Below are 16,059 nucleotides of genomic sequence, written 5' to 3'. Positions count from 1 at the left end.
CGCTCGCGGTCCGGAAGACCATGAATCCCGAGCGATCGCGCCGTCTCACGTACCGGTCGCCGATCGATCGACAGGATCGCGTCGCGCGCCCGGCTTGCCGCCGTGTCATTCGATACCATGCCGGCGGCCGCCATGAACTTCGCGGAGGCCTCCTCGACCGTGAGCGCGCGCTCGCCGGCGCCGCTGTTGACGCGCACGTGGCGGCGCAGACGGCGACCGTCGCGCAACTCGAGCTCGACGCCGCCTGAGAAATAGGCCGGGAAGGCGGTGTCCGGATCGCGCGCGCACTCGGTACGCTCGCTGAGCGCGAGGACGGCGGCATCCTTCAGCGCCTCGGGCCTGAGCTCGGCGAGACCGAAGCGGCCGTGGACGAGGCAGGTGCCGATCACGAAGGGTGCGCTGAACTTGGCGGCGTAGTCGGTCCGCGGGTGCCGCTTGTCCGCCGCCGGCTCGGCCACGATCGGCAGCGTCGGTTCGGGCAGCAGGACGCGCACCCCGGCGATGGCCTCGACCGAAGGAATTTCCGCGCGCAGGGCCAGCGCGGCATCGGCAGCACCATGAATGAAGTGGCAGACCGGATAGGGCTTTATCGCGGTCTCCGCGAGCTCCCATCGGCTGGCGAGCCCGGCGCCGAGCCGAGCAACGTCGGCGGTCGCGGCCTCGGCGTGCAGATGGGTCTGGAACAGCCCGAACTTGCCTTCGTAGGGCCGGCTCGGACCGACGAAGCCTGCGCGCGCGAGGTACGCTGCGGTGATACCGCCCACCGCACCCCAGCCCGGGTGAAAGCGCTTGGTCCAGGCGCCCTCCTCCAGGAACACCTGCACGCCCGACGCCGAGCTGGCGGCGATGCCCTGCGCCGAGACGAGCTGGTCCTCGGTGAGGCCAAGGAGCTTGCCGGCGACGATGGCGGCGCTGAAATGCGAGACGATGCCGGTGGCGTGGAAGCCGGCATGATGAAAGCCGCCCTTCACCGCGGCGCCGAGCCGGATCGCCACCTCCATGCCGGCGACGTAGGCGGTGAGCAGGTCGCGGCCGTGAACGTCGAGCAATTCGGCAAGCGACAGTGCACACGGCAGGCACGCCGCCGTGGCATGCACGATGCTCTCGAGATGCGTGTCGTCGAAATCGAGGCCGTGGATCAGGATGCCATTGGCGAGCGCGGCGTCGCGCACCGGCAGGCGCTCGCGGCGGCCGACCACGGTGCAGCCGCCCTCGCCGCCCAGCGCCGCCACGCCGCCTATGGCCTTGTCGGCAAATGGATAGGCGTTGGCCGCGAAGCCGACGCCGAGCCCGTCGAGGATCTGCACCCGCGCGCGCTCGCGCACGGCGGCGGGGATGTCGTCGTAGCGAAGCGCCGCGGTGAACCGGGCGATAGTGCGGGCAGGCGACTGGGTCATGGCCGGGAGCTCCCCTTCCGGACCGCGGGCATCTCGCCCGCTCATGAGAAGAGCGGGCGAGACGCCCGCGGTCCGGAAGAATCTTCCCAGCCGTTCATGGCGTCTGCTGCTCCAGCCAGCGGCCGTAGCGGCGGATGCCCTCTTCCAGCGACACGCGTGGCACCCAACCGATCGCGGACTCGGCGCGCTGGCGGCTGAAGCCGAGATGCGTGCCGCCGGCGGAACGCACCGCGCGCGTGTCGGGGCGATACTCGGGCGCCAGGGTCGAGCCGCAGACCTTCAGCACGGCCTGCACCACGTCGGTCAGGGTCGAGTCGACGGCCGTGGCAAGGTTTATCACCAGCCCGTGCTTGTCGCTCGTCATGGCGGCGACGCAACCGTCGGCGATGTCGGTGACGTAGATGTAGTCGTGCACTTCCTTGCCGTCGCCCATGACGATCGGCGCCTCGCCGCGGCGCACGCGCTGCCAGGTGTCGGCGATGAAGTTGGCGTTGACGGCACGGGCATGCTGGCGCTCGCCGTAGACCGAGGCGAAGCGCAGCGCGTTGAACTCGAGCCCGTATTTCTGGGCGTAGAGCCGGCAGAGCGATTCGCCGAACAGCTTGCTGACGCCGTAGACCGCGCTGACCGGCGACAGCGTCGCCGTCACCGTCGCGGCATCCTCCTCCAGGACGGGCGCTTCGGCGTTGCCGTAGGCCGCGACCGAGGAGGAGAACACGACCCGCCGCACGCCGGCGAAGCGCGCCGCCTCCAGCGTGTTCAGCAGGCCCACGGTGTTCACCTGCACGCCGAGCGCCGGGTTCTGCAGCATGGGAATGGTGAGGAAACCCGCCAGGGCGAAGACGCCGTCGGCGCCTTGGCTGGCGTCGAGCACCTCGTTCAGCCGCAGCACGTCGCCGCGCACCAGTTTTACGCGCGGCTCGGCCTGCAGGTGGGCGATGGTATCGGGGGTGCCGAGAGAAAAATTGTCGAGCAGCCGCACTTCGGCGGCGCCCGCCGCGAGCAGCGCGTCGGCGAGGTGCGAACCGATCAGGCTCGCCCCGCCGGTGATGACATAGGCCTTGCCGGCAAGCTGGGGCATGGCGCTACTCCGCCGCCGCGCGCGCCGGCCGCTGCGCATGCTGGCCGGCCGAGCGCCCCGAGAGGCGGCCGAACACCGAGCCCGACATGAGGCCCGCCCCGCCGAGGTAGTTCTGATAGAAGATGCCGCCCACCAGCTCGCCGGCGGCATAGAGGCCGGGGATGACGGCGTCGGTGGTGTCGAGGACCTCGCCGGAGGGCGTGATGCGCAGGCCGCCAAAGGTGAAGGTGATGCCGCAGGTCACGACGAAGCCGTAGTACGGCGGCTCGTCGATCGGCAGCGCCCAGTTCGACTTCGGCGGCGTAATGCCGGCGGTGTGCTTGCCGTCGAGGATGGCCGGATTGTAGTCGCCGGGCTGGCAGGCGGCATTGTACCCGGCCACGGTGCGCACGAAGCCCGCGACGTCGATGTCGAGCGCCTGCGCAAGCTCCTCGAGCGTGTTGGCCTCGGCCTTGGTCACCTGCTTGATGCGGTACTCGTCGCGCACCATGCCGATGGTCTTGCTGTCGAAGATCTGCACGGCGGCGCGCTGCGGCTGCTTCATCACCTCGCGGCCGTACTTGGCATAGGTGTGGTTGCGGAAGTCGGCGCCCTCGTCGACGAAGCGCTCGCCCGCCATGTTGACGACGATGCCCAGCGGATAGGAATGCTTCTGGAAGTTGTCGAGCACGACGCGATCGCCGAACGGCGGCGCGCTGATGTCCCATTGCACGGCATGGCACGTCGACCAGCCGCCATAGGCCTGGGCGCCGATTTCGAGCGCGGCGCGGATACCGTCTCCGGTATTGTGCTTGGTGCCGCGCACGCGGCAGAGCTCCCAGCCCGGGCCGAGATAGCGCGTGCGCATCTCGGGATTGGCCTCGAAGCCGCCGCAGGCCAGCACGACGGCGCGGGCGTGGATCTCCTCGTAGCCGTCGGGCCCGAAGGCCAGCACGCCGGACACGGCACCGCTCTTCTCCTGCAGGAGCTTGCGCAGGCCGGTGCGGTAGCGGATCTCGATGCCGGCGCGCTCGGCCGCCTTGACCAGGAAATCGACCAGGCCCCAGCCGCCGCCGACCGCCTCGATGTTCACGCCGCCATAGAAGTGATGGATGCCGTTCACCTTGTAGGACTGGCGGCCGAACATCGGGATGAAGCGCACGCCCTTGCTCTTCATCCACACGACAGTCTCGCGCGAGCGGCCGATCAGCAGGCTGGCCAACTCCTCCTGCGTGAGGCCTTCGGTCACCTTCATCAGGTCGTGCATGTAGAGGTCGGCCGGCAGCGGCGGGATGTAGATCTGCCGCGCCTCGGCGTCCGACAGATCGCTCAGCACGTCGCCGCGCAGATCCTCGAGCCCGTCATGAACGAAGCGGAAGCCGCCGGCGGTGAAGGTCGAGTTGCCGCCGCGCTCCTCCTCGCTGGCCTTCTCCAGCACCAGCACCCGGCTGCCCTGCTCGCGCGCCGACAGGGCGGCGCACAGCGCGGCATTCCCCGCGCCGACGACAATGACATCGTATTCGGTGGCGCTCGCCATCGGGTTTCCCTCCTTCTCATGCGCGCTCTCTCTGTCCGGCAGGATGCAACAAAGAGGCAGCATGCGTCAATGTACACATGTATACATGCGTATTATCTTTTATGTTGAAGCACTTGCGAGAGAGGCGTACGCTTGCCTCAATGACGTTCGATGCCCTCGGCAACGATCCAGAGGACGGAAGGCCCGGCACGCGCGGCCGCAGCGACTGGGCCTACGATCGGCTATACGACGCGATCCGCGACGGCGCGCTGCAGCCCGGCCAGCGGGTGATGGAAACGGAGGTCTCGGCGTGGCTGCGGGTCAGCCGCACGCCGGTGCGCGAGGCAATGCACCGCCTGCTGGCCGAAGGACTGCTCGAACCCGGTCCTACCGGCGGGCTCCAGGTATCGCTCTACGACCTCCGCGCCATCAGCGAGTTCTACGCCACGCGCGAGCGGCTGGAAGGCGCCGCGGCGGCGCTGGCCGCCGAGCACGCCGACCCCACCGAGCGGCGCATTCTGTTGGCGATGCTCGAGGCCATGCGCGCCCTGCCCGCCGATCCGCGGGCGCACGCACGCGAGAACCAGGCCTTCCACGAGCAGATCTACCGCGCCGCCCACAACCGCTTCCTGCTGAAGAGCCTGCGGGCGTTGCTGAACTTTGTGCCGCTCCTGGGCCGCACCACCTATCACGCCCCCGACCGCATCACCGAGGCCGACCACGAGCACACCGAGATCGTCGAGGCGATCCTGGCCCGCGACCCGCACCGCGCCGAGGAAGCCGCGCGCGCGCACATCCGCCACGCCTACAACAGCCGCGTGCGCGTGGTGACAGAGGACGTCCACACGGCGGCGGAGCGGCGGTCGCAGCAGAAGCCCGTGCTGGCGCCGCTGGGGACGACTCCGCAGCGCGAATAGGACCGGCAACGAAATATCCAACATTCCATTCGCCCCGCCGGCTCAGCGTCGAGGCCCGGGAGGCAGCCCTCTCAAGGCTGAGACGTGGGTTCGAATCCCCTCGGAAGTGCCACGCTCAAATCCGACAAGTCAGTGCGTCCAAGCCCCCTTTTGGGGTGTCGAGCGTCTTGAACCCGTGCGCATCGGAGAGGGGTGCATCAGGCTTGTAAACTGTTATCGCCTCGCTCCCAGCTGCCGGCTGCCGCGAAGCAGATCGTCGCACTCAGCAGATGCAACCATCGTGTTGCCGGTGAATTCCGAGCGTATCCACGCATGAGCGCTCCGAGCGTCGCATACGACATGAACGCAACCTGCCAGCAGGCACAGAACGTGATGTAGAGGAGTGCGACGCCGGAACCAGTTAACCCGCTCCGGCTGAAGTCCCCATGTCGCGGCGAACCGCTGCTGCAATCGTGCTGGCGCGAGGATGGTCGATGTTCTCGAGGGCATCGAGCGCTGCCGTGGCAAAGGCCGGCCTGTTGCGGGCGAGCCGGCCGAGCAGGACCATGCACTCCTCGTCGGCGACCGCGGCCACAGCCTCGACGACCTCCCGTGAGGGCTGCTCGCTCAGCAGTTTCTTGAGGGCCGGGCGTGCTTCGCTGCGTCCGAATCGTCCGAGCGCGCAGGCCGCCGCGCTCGCGACCGTACGGTCGTGATCGCCGAGCAGGCCGACCAGGATGGCCATGACGTCCGGAAACGGGCGGGCACAGCGGCAGGCGGCGACCCGAACGTCGGGATCGGCGTGCCGCAGCAGCGATCCCAGGATCTCGGCCGAAAGGGTCGCCTTCACCTGAGCGGCCGCGGCAGCCGCGACGACCAGTGTAGGGCCCTGCACCACCGCGCGGCCGATCATTGCCGACACGGCCTGTGCCGCATCAGGGCCGCCGATCGCCGCAAGGGCGCGAAGGGCAGCCTCCTGTTCGCGCACGGGACGTTCGGCACCAAAGCCGGTGAAGTGCCGGCAAAGCGCCGCCAAGGCGGGCACCGCCCCAGCGAGCCGGCGACGCGCGGCCTCGGCAGCGAGCGCGGCGCTGTCGGCGAGGCTCGCCGCCGGGATCGCGGCAATCAATGCCGCGTCGTCCATGTCGGCGGCGACGACGGCTGGCCGCGTGCCCAGCGAGGCGCGCGTCTCCGTCTGCACGTCGACGTCCGAGAAAAGATCGAGCTGTCGTTCGGTCACGCGACGAAGATACGCCGGGCCGTCGACCTGTCAAAAAGCTGCCAGCAGGAACAGGTCCCATGAGCGATCCCCCCGAGCCCGTGCTCCCCGCGCGGCCCAAGAGCACGACTGGAACTGGATCAGGCATGTTGCGCCGGAAGCGTCCCGGCGCGTCCGCAACGTCGACGCTGCCAGCCGCCAGCGCGTAGTAAGCGACCGCCTCGTTGCCTTCGCAGACGACGCAGCTTCGAGACCCACCATTCGCCTGGTTTCCCCGCGCCCGTCGTTTGAGCCATTCGTCGAGAGAGGGAACGCCGCAACTGAACCCGGCCATCTGGTGGTAGTCGGCCAACAGTTCCGGCGCCGAGAGTGTCATGCCCTACTCCCAGGGAGCCTTTGTCTTCATCGTCCTGCGCAGCCGGGCGTTGGGCCTCGGCCTGGCGTCGAGACGCTTGATGAAATCCCTGTAGGCCTCGGGGCTCACCGCGATCATTGCACGGTCGAGCAGCGCATCTTCGGCGGCGCGCCGCGCCGCCTCCAGGATGAAATCCGTGCGATTCTGCCCGCGCGCGCGCCGCTCGATCGATGAGCCCACGCTCCTCCACTTTGATACGAATGTTGAGCGTTTCGCGCCGCTGGGCTGGTGATTTCCGCTGCATGACCTCATCCTTGCGGACCAAGCCTAGTACACGTAACGACCTTGTCACTACTACGTTCTCCCTCGCCCCAGGCGTTGGCAATCCTGAGGCGACAATTCGGCTGAAGCCTGTCGTCCCGACAGGGAAGACCTCAGGAGAACGGATCTCGTACGTCGAGCGATTGAAACTTCCGGAAATCACGGTCGTTCGTGTACAGAGTCCGAACGCCGTGCTGGAACAGGATCGCCGCGAGGTGTGCGTCCGGAACAAGATTCCCGCGCACCGGCGTCTCGCCCGCCACGTGCTTGTACGCGTCGAGAAAGCCGTCCACCTCGGACACGGCGCGCACGTGAGGCAGCCCGATGAGCGCCGAGACATTGCCGAGCGCTTCGTCCGGCGTCAGCGGCGCAGAGAATATGCGTGGATGCGTGGCAATGCGGAGATAGGACATCAGCGTCGGCCAGGCGAGGCAGAGTATCTCCGGGCCGGCGGCGCAGGATTCCACGAAGCGGCGGGCGCGCACATGACGGTCGCTCGACCGGTCCGACGCGTAGAGGAGCACGTTCACGTCGAGCGAATAGCTCACCGCCGGTCCTGATCGAGGGCCGCGTAAACGGCCTCCTTGTCGGAGAGATCGACGAGAGGCTTCATGTCGCGAGAGGTCCAGCGGAAAGACGGCCGAGGACGCGCTGCCTGGCGCCGCGCAAGCGCTTCCGCAAGCAGCTCGGAGACGATCGCCCCCATCGGTCGGGCTTCCCGCTCATGAAGAGCCCTGATCTCTCTCAGGATCGGGTCGTCGATATCGAGCGTCGTTCGCATGATGTTTGATGCTATGGATTGTAACATCTGATGTCAAGCCACAAGCTCGCTCCGCGCGCTCGGAAGGCTGAGCCTCCTGTCCCTGCGACTTTTGATTGACATGCGCCCGGCGATAGCGCCGGATTCCGTTCAACGAGCCAAGAAAATCGGCCGTCCGGGTCCACGACCCCTCCAGGGAGGAAAGGAAAACGCCATGCGCAAGATCGCGTTGCTGCTGAGTTCGGCGCTCGTCGGTGTGGCGAGCATCGCCTTCACCGGTCCGGCCGCCGCCCAGGATCGTACCGTCGTCATCAAAGGGTTCGGCGCCAAATCCGGCGTCGTGCGCTCGTTCGGCATCAACAGCGAGGCGGCCATGAAGGCCGCCGCCGACCTGATCAACAGCCAGGGCGGCGTCAAGCTGGGTGACGGCACCATGGGCAAGATCGAGGTCGAGTTCCTCGACGACCGCTGCACCGCCGAGGAAGGCATCTCGGTCGTGCGCCGCATCGCCAGCGGGCCGACGCTGGTCGCCATCGGCCCGACCTGCTCGAACGTCGCCGAGCCACTGTTCGGCGTGCTGCAGAAGAAGGCGGGCGACGCCTCCGACTCCGGTTTGCAGTTCCCGATCTTCACCGACGTCGCCATCAAGGGCGGCTTGGCCAAGATCTCGGAATGGGCGTTCCGCAACACGCCCAGCGAGCTCGAGATGTACACCTCGCTGTTCAGCTGGGTGAAGAAGACCCGGCCTGAGCTCAAGACGGTGTTCGCCGGCGTCGAGGAGAACTTCGCCCACAGCCGCGCCACCTGGTACGCGGTGATGAAGGAGGCCGCTCCGAAGGCCGGCATCACGGTTAAAGGCGAGGCCAAGTGGCTCCTGGAAGACACCAACTTCTCCCAACAGGTGCGCGAGATCAAGGCCGCGGCGCCCGACATCCTGGCCATCGCCGCCCATCCCTTCACCACCTGCGGCGTGCTCAAGGAGATGCGCCGGCAAGGCGTGAAAGTGAAGATGCTGATCGGGCTCACCAGCTCGTCGAGCCTCGAAACCCTGCAGGGCTGCTCCCGCGAGGCCGAGGGCATCGTCATCCCGACGAGCTTCGCGCCGGTGACGCCGACGGCCGAGGCCGCAGCGGCGCAGGCCGCCAAGTTCAACGGCTCCCTCGACCTGCACTCGGCCGCGACCTACGAGAATATGTTCATCCTGAAGAAGGTAATCGAGCAGCAGGGCGTGATGGCCAAGCCCGACACCGTCCAGGCCGACCGCGAGAAGATCCGCAAGGGTCTGGCCGCGCTGAAGGAGACTGACGGCCTGCTCGGCAAGACCAAGCGCACCGACGATCGCGAGGCGGTGAAGCCCTACCTCTACGTCCATGCCAAGGACGGCAAGTGGCTGGTGCTGCACAACCCGGTGACCAACTGAGGTCGGTCTTTTTGGACCGCGGGCGTCCCGCCCGCTCGTATTCATGAGCGGGCGGCACGCCCGCGGTCCGGAAGACACTTGAGCATACTCTCGGTCCCCGGAGGCCCATGGGCTTCGTCGACTATCTGCAGGCGATCATCGATGGCCTCCTGTTCGGCACCACCTACTCGCTGATCGGCATCGGCTTCACGCTGGTCTTCGGCGTGATGCAGAAGATCAACATGAGCTACGCGGCGGGCTCGCTGGCCGGCGCCTATTGCGGGCTGATCGGGCCGCAGCTGCTCGCCCTGCCGCTATGGACGGTGTTCCCGCTGTCTATCATGGCGTCGGGCGTGATCGGCTGGCTGATCTACCTCACCTGCTTCCGCTTCATCCCGCTTGCTTCGCCGCTCGCCACCCTGATGTCGACGGTGGGCATGCTGCTGCTGCTCGACGAGATCATCGTCCACTCGACCGCCGGCATGCCGCAGAACTATCCGGCGATCTATGACGGCGACCCGGTCGAGATCGGCGACTTCATCTTGCGCGCCGACCTGATGGGCGTCTTCCTGGTATGCGTCGTGGCGATGGGGGTGCTGATGGTGCTGCTCTATCGCACGCGGCTCGGCATGGCGACGCGTGCGGTGGCCCAGCAGCCGGTGGCCGCGCAGCTTTGCGGCATGCGCCTGCAGGCGGTGAACGGGCTCACCTTCGTGATCGCGGGTCTGCTGGGCGGCGTCGCCGGCGCCATGATCGGCGCCTCGGTCGGCATGCTGTCACCGCTGATCGCGGGGCCGATTACGGTCAAGGGCCTGATCGTCACCGTGATCGGCGGGCTGGGCAGCATCCCCGGCGCCATCGTCGCCGGCCTGATGGTCGGCGCCGCGGAGAACCTCTTCCAGGCCCTGCGCAACGTCACCGAGCGCGACATCTACGTGATGCTGCTGCTGTTCGTCTTTCTCGTCGTGCGGCCGGGCGGCTTGTTCTCGGGCGGTCACGGCCGCGACTGAGGAGCCGACGGTGGATTTCTACTACAGCCTCGCCCAGATCATCGGCTTCCACACCCTGCTCGGCTTCTCGGCGTACATCGTGCTGCAGACCGGCCAGGTGTCGCTCGCCCAGGCCGGCTTCTTCGCGATAGGCGCTTACGTCGCGGCCATGCTGACGGTGCTGGCCGGCTGGCATATCGTGCCGGCGATGCTGGCGGCCGGCCTCGCCGCGGCGCTGATGGCCTGCGTCGTCGGCTTCCCGGCGCTGCGCGTGCGCGGCCTCATGCTGGTGATCGCCACGCTGGCCTTCGGCGAAGCGGTGCGCCTGTTCTTCTTCAACTTCGACTACCAGATCGCCAAGGGCGGCGTGAAGATCGGCCCGCTGGGCGGCGAGGGCTTCCGCCAGATCCGCTGGTTCAACGAGAACGGCTGGACCAGCCTCGACGTCATGCTGTTCGTGTGGCTGGTGGTGGCGATCGTGGCGGCCGCGCTGTGGTGGAACGACCGTAGCCGCTTCGGCGCCGTGCTGCGGGCGGTGGGCGAGGACGAGGTGGCGGCGCAGAGCGTCGGCATCAACCTCACGGCGGTGAAGGTCACGGCGATGACCATCGGCGGCTTCATCGCCGGTCTGGGCGGCTCGATCTACGCCCACTACACCACCCACATCGAGCATCTGAACTTCAACGTGCTGCTGGCGACCTTCGCCATCGCCTATCCGATCCTGGGCGGCCTGCGCAGCGTCTTCGGCACCATCGTCGCGGTGATCTTCGTGCAGGGCTTCCTGGTCGAGGGCCTGCGCTTCCTGGGCGACTGGCGCAACCTCCTGTTCGGCGCCCTGATCGTGCTGGCCATGAACTTGCGCCCCAACGGCCTGATCGACGCTGCGACGGCACAGCGCCTGGCACGCCTCTTCGGTCGGGACCAGCTCGGTCGCGAGCCGCTCGGCCGTGAACAGATGGGACAGGAGAGGCGCCGTGCTTGAGGTGCGCGACCTCTCCAAGTATTTCGGCGGCGTGCGCGCCGTCGACGGCATCGAATTCTCGATCCGTCCCGGCGAGGTGTTCGGCCTGATCGGCCCCAACGGCTCGGGCAAGAGCACGACCGTCAATCTGGTCTGCGGCCTCTACCAGCCGACCGGTGGCCAGATCCTGTTCGAGGGCACCGACATCGCCGCCGTACCGACCCACCAGCGCCTGTCGCTCGGGCTGGCGCGCACGTTCCAGAACATCCGCCTGTTCGCCAACCTGACGGTCTGGGAGAATCTGTGGATGGCCGAGAATGCGCCGGCGCATCGCGCCGAGGCGGGCTTCCTCAGGCGCTGGGTCGGCGGCCGCGGCAACGCGCGGCACCGCATCGCCGAGGCGCTGGAGTTCTCCGGCCTCGCCCATCGCGCCGAAGACCTGGCCGGCAGCCTGGCGTTCGGCGAGCAGCGCCGCCTCGAGCTCGCCCGCGCGCTCGCTGCCAAGCCCAAGCTGCTGCTACTCGACGAGCCGGCCGCCGGCATGAACGCCGAGGAGATCGCCCAGCTCGACGAGCGCATCCGCGCCCTGCAGCAGCAGGGCTACACCATCCTGCTTATCGAGCATCACATGGAGCTGGTGATGGCGGTCACCGATCGCGTGTGCGTGCTCAATTTCGGCCGCAAGATCGCCGAGGGCACGCCGGCCGAGGTGCAGGCCGACCCGGCGGTGCGCGAAGCCTATCTCGGGACGTCGCACTGATGCTCGAGGTCGCCGATCTCGTCACCGCCTACGGCAAGATCGAAGCGCTGAAGGGCGTCTCGCTGTCGGTCGAGCCCGGCCGCATCACCTGCCTGCTCGGCCCCAACGGCGCCGGCAAGACGACCTTGATGTACACCATCGCCGGCATCCTGCGGCCGCGCCGCGGCTCGGTGCGCCTCGACGGCGCGGAGCTGGTAGGCGAGACCGCCGACCGCGTGGTCAGCCGCGGCATCGCGCTGGTGCCCGAGAACCGCCTGGTGTTCCCGCACATGTCGGTGGCCGAGAACCTGGCCGCCGGCGCCTACCTGCGCCGCGACCACGCCGCCATCGCCGACGACGTCGCCAGGCTGCTCGAACGGTTCCCGGTCCTGAAGGAGCGGCGCAACCAGCAGGCCGGGACCCTGTCGGGTGGCGAGCAGCAGATGCTGGCCGTGGCGCGGGCGCTGATGAGCCGGCCGCGGCTCCTGATGATGGACGAGCCGTCGATGGGACTGGCGCCGCTGGTCGTCGAGCAGATCTTCCGCATCGTCGAGGAGCTGAACCGCGACGGCATCACCATCTTCATGGTCGAGCAGAACGCGCACATGGCGCTGCAGGTCGCGCACAAGTTCTTCCTGATGGAGCAGGGCAAGGTGACCTTCTCCGGCACCCCCGGCGCGATGGCGGAAGACGACGTCATCCGCCGCGCCTATCTCGGCAGCGCGAAGACGTCGTAGTGAGTGGCAGAGGCGTGCTTATGGGCGCCAACTTTGATGGAAGACGGCGTCATTCGCTGGGAGCGCGCCACTCCGATGGCGTTCGAAGAATGTGTGATCGGCAAGAAGAGCGCCATCGGAGTGGCGCGCTCCCAGCAGGGGGTCGCCCATGCTCATCGATGTCCTCCAGACCCTGATCGACGGCCTGTCGGCGGGTGCGTCGTACGCGCTGCTGGGCGTCGGCTTCACCCTGATGTTCGGCGTCATGCGTCGCCTCAACCTGAGCTACGGCGCCACCTTGATGGTCGGCGGGTACCTGGGCGCGCTGCTGGCCGCCAGGGCGGGTGGCGTGCTGCCGGGCGGCGTGCTCGCCGTGCTGGCGGCCGTCGTCACGGTGGCCGGTGCGACGCTGGCCGGCCTCTACGTCGAGCGCCTGTGCTTCGCGCCGCTGCGCGAGCGTTCGCGCGTGGCGGCGATGGTGTCGAGCTTTGCCGTCTGGATGCAGCTCGAGGCGCTGGCGACGCTGCTGCTGCCGCTGCACACCAACCCCTACCCCGTGCCGTTCGACCTCGTGCCGATCGACATTGCCGGCCTCACCGTTCGCCCCGAGCACGTGCTGACCTTTGCGGTCGCAGCATGCGCGGCCCTTCTCCTGCACCGAATGCTGGCACGCTCGCGCTTCGGCCTGGCGCTCCGGACGCTGAGCGACAGCGAGGCGGCCGCCCAGGCGGTCGGCATCGACGCCCATCGCACGGCCCTGCTCGCCTTCCTGCTGGCGTCGGCGGTGGGTGGCATCGGCGCCTGGCTGGTGCTGGCGGCCGACCAGCAGGTGACGCCGATGTTCGGCATGTGGTCGACCCTCAAGGGGCTGATCGCCATGATGCTGGGCGGCCTGGGCTCGGTCCGCGGTGCCATCGTGGGCGGCCTGCTGCTGGGACTGGTCGAGGCCTGCGGCCAGGCGCTGTATGGTCCGCAGGTGCGCGAGCTTCTCGCCTACGGGCTGCTCTTCCTGGTGCTGGTGGTGCGGCCCGGCGGCCTGTACGGGCGGGCCGAGGTCGAGCTCGACCTAGCCGCGCGCGAGCGCCTGTAGCGGCCGGGCACCGCCGTCATGAGCGATTTCCAGATCGGCCTCCTGAGCAACGTCGGCATGATCTCGTTCGTGGCGCTATCGGCCTACCTGCTGCTGATCTCGGGCTCGATCTCGTTCGGCCAGCAGGCCTATTTCGGCATTGGCGCCTATGCCGCGGGGATCGCCACTGCACTGTGGGGTTGGCCGCTTGGCGTCGGGCTGGGATTCGGCGCGCTGATGGGCGGGCTGGGCGGCGGCCTGATCGGCCTGCTGACGCGCCGGCTGGGCGGAGTCTACTTCGCCATCGCCACGCTGGCCTTCGCCGAGTTCGTGCGCGTTGCTTTGGATCTGTGGCGCTATCAGCGCACGATCGGTGGCGAGCTCCTGGGGCCCGACGGGCCCAACGGCTTCAACGGCATCCGGCGCGCCTTCGAGGACGGATGGCATCCGCTCTCCTTCATGATCCTGATCTGGACGCTGCTCGGGGCGACGCTGCTGGCGCTGATGCTTCTGGATCGCACCCGCTCTGGACTCGCCCTGCGCGGGACGGGCGAAGACCCGGTGCTGGCGACCCTGCTCGGCACCGACGTGACGCGCCTGCGCGTGTCGGTCGCGACGGCGGCCGGCGCCATCGCCGGCCTGGGCGGCGGGCTCTACGCCCATCTCAACACCTACATCGAGCCCAGGCTGTTCGACGTCATGCTGGGCGTGCACGCGCTGGCCTACAGCCTGATTGGCGGCCTCGGCACCGCGCTCGGGCCGCTGATCGGCGTGCTGATCGACATCGGCATCCTCGAATCGAGTCGCCTGTTCCAGGGCTGGCGCATGGTGGTGTTCGGCGGCCTGGTCGCGCTGCTGCTGATCTGGCGACCGCGCGGCCTGCTCGACGAAGCCGCCGTCGGGCGCCTGCGCCGCAGGGCCAGACGTCTGCGCCGCGCCATCCTTCCTGCGGCGCGCCATGCTTGACCTGCAGGACGTGACGGTGCGGCACGGCGCCACGATCGCCGTGCAAGGCGTCTCGCTCGGCGTCGCCGCCCGCGAGCTGGTAGCTCTGGTGGGCCCGAACGGCGCCGGCAAGAGCTCGCTCGCCCGTGCGATCGCCGGCACGCATCGGCCCGTGCAGGGCATGATCCGTTTCGCCGGCGCCGACATCACCCGTCTCGATGCGCCGGAGATCGCCGCGCGCGGCCTCACGCACCTGCCCGAAGGCCGGCCGCTCGCACTGACCCTCACCGTGCGCGACAATCTCCTGTCGGGCGCCCATGTGCTGGGATCGATGGCGCAGGCACTGGAGCGACTGGCGGAGGTGCTGCCGTCGTTCCCGACCCTGGCGGCCCGCCTCGACCAGCCGGCGGCGCTGTTGAGCGGCGGCGAGCGCCAGTGGCTGGTCGTCGCGCGCGCCCTGATGGCCCGGCCGATGCTGCTGCTGATCGACGAGCCGACGCTCGGGCTGGGGCCGCGCGCCGCCCGCGAGACGCTTGCCGTCATCGCCGGCTTGCGCGAGACGGGTGCGGCGATCCTGCTGATCGAGCAGAATGCCGCGCTGGTGCTGGACGTCGCCGACCGGGCGCTGATCATGAGCGCCGGCCGCATCGTCGCCCGCGGCACGCCGCGATCCCTGCTCGACGATCCCGGCCTGGCGCAGGCCTGGCTGGGCGGCGCGCCGCGCGGGATGCGAGCCCCGGAGGAGAAACGGCCATGAGGCACCTGATCGCGAGCGCTCTTCTCGCTGCTCTCGCCGCCACGGCGGCGGCGCAGCAGGCATCGCGGCCACGCGTCGAGCTCGCCTGCCAGCCGACGGACATCGCGCTCACCTATCTCTGCACGGTGAGCGTCGCTGATTCCGCGGGCCAGCCGATCAACGGCGTCACGGTCACGCTCTCGGCCGACATGCCATCGATGCTCATGACCCACAACGTCGCCCCGGTGAAGGCGCAGCCGGTGCCCGGCCAGGCCGGCAGCTACCAGGGTCGCCTCGTGCTCGAGATGACGGGCGAGTGGGTGATCAGGCTGCGCTTCGAGGCACCGCGCCCCGACGTCGTGGTGCGAAAGCTCGACTTCCAGAAGGACAAGGTCTTGGCCGTCGTGCCGCGGTGAGATGAGTGGGGATAGGCCAAGCATTCAGCGCGAAGCGACAACGCGATTGCTGCAACCTGAAACCGTTTCTGAAGCTGTGGCGCTATGCCGGCAGCTTGTCACCGTCGGGCGGGCCCGGCAACTCGAACGCGTTGACCACGCCGCACAGCATCGCGAAGTAGTGCACGCCGGTGGTCAGCTCGACGAGCCACTTCGTGCCGTACTTGTTGTGGAGAGCATCGAACGCGGCCTGTTCGGCGCGATTCGTGCGCATGAGCTGACGGACGTACATCACGATTGCAGCCTCCTCGGCCGGAAACTTCGCCGTGTCCGCCCTTGCGCGCAGCAGATCGATCGCCTCTTCACGCACGCCGTTGCGGCGCGCGGCCGCCACCTGCGCCGCCCACACGTACGCGGCTTCGCGCTCCCGCACGGCGGCGAGGATGCCGACGGAGCGCAGCCTGCCTTCGACGATGCTTTCGTCGCGGAAGAAGGGCACGAGCGGCAACAGGCGCTTCGTCATCTCCGGGCTGTGCAGCATGATGCTGAACGGGCCACGGATGGCGCCGAACACTTTCAGCACGTC

At 68.5% G+C, this 16,059-nt stretch carries 18 protein-coding genes; 10 read left to right on the top strand and 8 right to left on the bottom strand.

Annotated elements, in window-relative coordinates; genetic code table 11:
* The 3 genes from AB7O82_RS26995 to tcuA form a co-directional block, all read right to left on the bottom strand.
* Positions 1–1,397 (bottom strand): MmgE/PrpD family protein (locus tag AB7O82_RS26995; protein ID WP_428620587.1); only part of this gene is annotated, 1,397 nt, incomplete at its 3' end.
* A gap of 94 nt (positions 1,398–1,491) precedes the next feature.
* Positions 1,492–2,478 carry an NAD-dependent epimerase/dehydratase family protein gene (locus AB7O82_RS26990; RefSeq protein WP_428547487.1) on the bottom strand — a complete coding sequence of 329 codons (987 nt, stop codon included), beginning with the start codon at positions 2,476–2,478 and terminating at the stop codon, positions 1,492–1,494.
* A gap of 4 nt (positions 2,479–2,482) precedes the next feature.
* A complete protein-coding gene (gene tcuA, locus AB7O82_RS26985) occupies positions 2,483–3,994 on the bottom strand; it encodes an FAD-dependent tricarballylate dehydrogenase TcuA (RefSeq protein WP_428547484.1) in 1,512 nt (503 codons plus the stop codon).
* A 140-nt stretch (positions 3,995–4,134) separates the two neighbouring features.
* On the opposite strand from tcuA, the gene AB7O82_RS26980 reads away from it, so the two are divergent.
* Positions 4,135–4,890 (top strand): GntR family transcriptional regulator, encoded by a 756-nt coding sequence (locus AB7O82_RS26980; protein WP_428547481.1) that lies wholly within the window; start codon positions 4,135–4,137, stop codon positions 4,888–4,890.
* 400 nt (positions 4,891–5,290) lie between these two features.
* Here AB7O82_RS26980 and AB7O82_RS26975 read toward each other — a convergent pair whose 3' ends face one another.
* The 4 genes from AB7O82_RS26975 to AB7O82_RS26960 form a co-directional block, all read right to left on the bottom strand.
* A complete protein-coding gene (locus AB7O82_RS26975) occupies positions 5,291–6,109 on the bottom strand; it encodes a HEAT repeat domain-containing protein (protein ID WP_428547478.1) in 819 nt (272 codons plus the stop codon).
* A gap of 358 nt (positions 6,110–6,467) precedes the next feature.
* Complete coding sequence (locus AB7O82_RS26970) at positions 6,468–6,683, bottom strand: DUF1778 domain-containing protein (RefSeq protein WP_428547475.1); 216 nt, start codon at positions 6,681–6,683, stop codon at positions 6,468–6,470.
* 194 nt (positions 6,684–6,877) lie between these two features.
* Entirely contained in the window at positions 6,878–7,312 is a 435-nt protein-coding gene (locus AB7O82_RS26965) for a TA system VapC family ribonuclease toxin (protein ID WP_428547472.1), read from the bottom strand.
* Complete coding sequence (locus tag AB7O82_RS26960) at positions 7,309–7,545, bottom strand: CopG family transcriptional regulator (protein ID WP_428547469.1); 237 nt, start codon at positions 7,543–7,545, stop codon at positions 7,309–7,311. The genes AB7O82_RS26965 and AB7O82_RS26960 overlap by 4 nt, the downstream gene beginning before the upstream one ends.
* A 193-nt stretch (positions 7,546–7,738) precedes the next feature.
* On the opposite strand from AB7O82_RS26960, the gene AB7O82_RS26955 reads away from it, so the two are divergent.
* From AB7O82_RS26955 to AB7O82_RS26915, 9 genes are all read left to right on the top strand, one after another.
* Complete coding sequence (locus AB7O82_RS26955; RefSeq protein WP_428547466.1) at positions 7,739–8,944, top strand: ABC transporter substrate-binding protein; 1,206 nt, start codon at positions 7,739–7,741, stop codon at positions 8,942–8,944.
* Between the two features lie 107 nt (positions 8,945–9,051).
* Positions 9,052–9,933: a branched-chain amino acid ABC transporter permease gene (locus AB7O82_RS26950; protein ID WP_428620585.1), complete on the top strand. Its 882-nt coding sequence runs from the start codon at positions 9,052–9,054 to the stop codon at positions 9,931–9,933.
* A 10-nt stretch (positions 9,934–9,943) separates the two neighbouring features.
* Positions 9,944–10,894: a branched-chain amino acid ABC transporter permease gene (locus AB7O82_RS26945; protein ID WP_428547460.1), complete on the top strand. Its 951-nt coding sequence runs from the start codon at positions 9,944–9,946 to the stop codon at positions 10,892–10,894.
* Positions 10,887–11,633, top strand: coding sequence for an ABC transporter ATP-binding protein (locus tag AB7O82_RS26940; RefSeq protein WP_428620583.1), 747 nt, complete (start codon positions 10,887–10,889; stop codon positions 11,631–11,633). The genes AB7O82_RS26945 and AB7O82_RS26940 overlap by 8 nt, the downstream gene beginning before the upstream one ends.
* Positions 11,633–12,349: an ABC transporter ATP-binding protein gene (locus AB7O82_RS26935; RefSeq protein ID WP_428547454.1), complete on the top strand. Its 717-nt coding sequence runs from the start codon at positions 11,633–11,635 to the stop codon at positions 12,347–12,349. Before AB7O82_RS26940 ends, AB7O82_RS26935 begins: the two co-directional genes overlap by 1 nt.
* 148 nt (positions 12,350–12,497) lie before the next feature.
* A complete protein-coding gene (locus AB7O82_RS26930) occupies positions 12,498–13,418 on the top strand; it encodes a branched-chain amino acid ABC transporter permease (protein WP_428620581.1) in 921 nt (306 codons plus the stop codon).
* A gap of 18 nt (positions 13,419–13,436) precedes the next feature.
* A complete protein-coding gene (locus AB7O82_RS26925) occupies positions 13,437–14,363 on the top strand; it encodes a branched-chain amino acid ABC transporter permease (RefSeq protein ID WP_428547448.1) in 927 nt (308 codons plus the stop codon).
* Positions 14,356–15,099 carry an ABC transporter ATP-binding protein gene (locus AB7O82_RS26920; protein WP_428547445.1) on the top strand — a complete coding sequence of 248 codons (744 nt, stop codon included), beginning with the start codon at positions 14,356–14,358 and terminating at the stop codon, positions 15,097–15,099. The genes AB7O82_RS26925 and AB7O82_RS26920 overlap by 8 nt, the downstream gene beginning before the upstream one ends.
* A complete protein-coding gene (locus tag AB7O82_RS26915) occupies positions 15,096–15,494 on the top strand; it encodes a FixH family protein (RefSeq protein ID WP_428547442.1) in 399 nt (132 codons plus the stop codon). Before AB7O82_RS26920 ends, AB7O82_RS26915 begins: the two co-directional genes overlap by 4 nt.
* Before the next feature lie 82 nt (positions 15,495–15,576).
* Here AB7O82_RS26915 and AB7O82_RS26910 read toward each other — a convergent pair.
* A partial coding sequence (locus AB7O82_RS26910; RefSeq protein ID WP_428547439.1) for a carboxymuconolactone decarboxylase family protein occupies positions 15,577–16,059 on the bottom strand: 483 nt, incomplete at its 5' end.

It is taken from the genome of Reyranella sp. (genome assembly GCF_050185545.1).
GTDB lineage: Bacteria > Pseudomonadota > Alphaproteobacteria > Reyranellales > Reyranellaceae > Reyranella.
Note: the sequence above shows the minus strand (reverse complement) of the source record. Positions and strands in the feature narration are given on the sequence as shown.

Excerpts from the sequence above, each read along its gene's own strand:
- AB7O82_RS26990 (WP_428547487.1), bottom strand. The coding sequence starts at position 2,478 with ATGCCCCAGCTTGCCGGCAAGGCCTATGTCATCACCGGCGGGGCGAGC.
- tcuA (WP_428547484.1), bottom strand. The coding sequence starts at position 3,994 with ATGGCGAGCGCCACCGAATACGATGTCATTGTCGTCGGCGCGGGGAAT.
- AB7O82_RS26980 (WP_428547481.1), top strand. The coding sequence starts at position 4,135 with ATGACGTTCGATGCCCTCGGCAACGATCCAGAGGACGGAAGGCCCGGC.
- AB7O82_RS26960 (WP_428547469.1), bottom strand. The coding sequence starts at position 7,545 with ATGCGAACGACGCTCGATATCGACGACCCGATCCTGAGAGAGATCAGG.
- AB7O82_RS26955 (WP_428547466.1), top strand. The coding sequence starts at position 7,739 with ATGCGCAAGATCGCGTTGCTGCTGAGTTCGGCGCTCGTCGGTGTGGCG.
- AB7O82_RS26950 (WP_428620585.1), top strand. The coding sequence starts at position 9,052 with ATGGGCTTCGTCGACTATCTGCAGGCGATCATCGATGGCCTCCTGTTC.
- AB7O82_RS26935 (WP_428547454.1), top strand. The coding sequence starts at position 11,633 with ATGCTCGAGGTCGCCGATCTCGTCACCGCCTACGGCAAGATCGAAGCG.
- AB7O82_RS26930 (WP_428620581.1), top strand. The coding sequence starts at position 12,498 with ATGCTCATCGATGTCCTCCAGACCCTGATCGACGGCCTGTCGGCGGGT.
- AB7O82_RS26925 (WP_428547448.1), top strand. The coding sequence starts at position 13,437 with ATGAGCGATTTCCAGATCGGCCTCCTGAGCAACGTCGGCATGATCTCG.
- AB7O82_RS26920 (WP_428547445.1), top strand. The coding sequence starts at position 14,356 with ATGCTTGACCTGCAGGACGTGACGGTGCGGCACGGCGCCACGATCGCC.
- AB7O82_RS26915 (WP_428547442.1), top strand. The coding sequence starts at position 15,096 with ATGAGGCACCTGATCGCGAGCGCTCTTCTCGCTGCTCTCGCCGCCACG.